The 593-nt window shown below is 70.5% G+C and carries 1 protein-coding gene; it reads left to right on the top strand.

Annotated elements, in window-relative coordinates:
* Positions 1-593 (top strand): phosphopantetheine-binding protein (locus NBG84_RS17400; protein ID WP_250920392.1); only part of this gene is annotated, 593 nt, incomplete at both ends.

Here is a 593-nt window from a genome sequence, read left to right as displayed (position 1 = left end):
GAGGACCCGGGCGGCAGCGCCCGGCTTATCGGCTATATCACCCCGTCCGACAGCGCCACCGGCAGCGCCACCGGCAGCGCCACCGGCACCGGCAGCGCCACCGGCAGTGGCAGTGGTGCCGGCAGTGGCAGTGGCACCGGTGGTGGTGCTGGTGGTGTTTCGGTGGTGGAGGTGCGGCGGTTCGTCGGGGAGCGGTTGCCGGATTATATGGTGCCGGCTCATTTTGTGGTCGTGGAGCGGTTGCCGTTGACGGTGGCGGGAAAGGTGGACCGGGCCGGGTTGCCGGAGCCGGAGCTCGGTGGCCCTGGGTTTCGGGCACCGCGTGGTGTGGTGGAGCGGGTCCTGGCCGCGGTGTACGCCGATGTGCTCGATGTCGGGCAGGTGGGCGTCGATGACGACTTCTTCGCTATTGGCGGGGACAGTATTCGGTCGATTCAGGTCGTCGCGCGTGCCAGGGCGCGGGGTGTGACGCTCGGTACGCGGGAGGTGTTCGAGCATCGTACGGTGGCTCGGCTGGCCGCGTTGGTGGAGGCGCGGGGGGAAGAGGAGCGGGTGGTGCTGGCGGAGCTGCCCGGTGGCGGTGTCGGCTGGGC

The organism is Streptomyces albipurpureus (assembly GCF_023701525.1).
In the GTDB taxonomy this organism is placed as follows: Bacteria; Actinomycetota; Actinomycetes; order Streptomycetales; family Streptomycetaceae; genus Streptomyces; species Streptomyces albipurpureus.
Note: the sequence above shows the minus strand (reverse complement) of the source record. Positions and strands in the feature narration are given on the sequence as shown.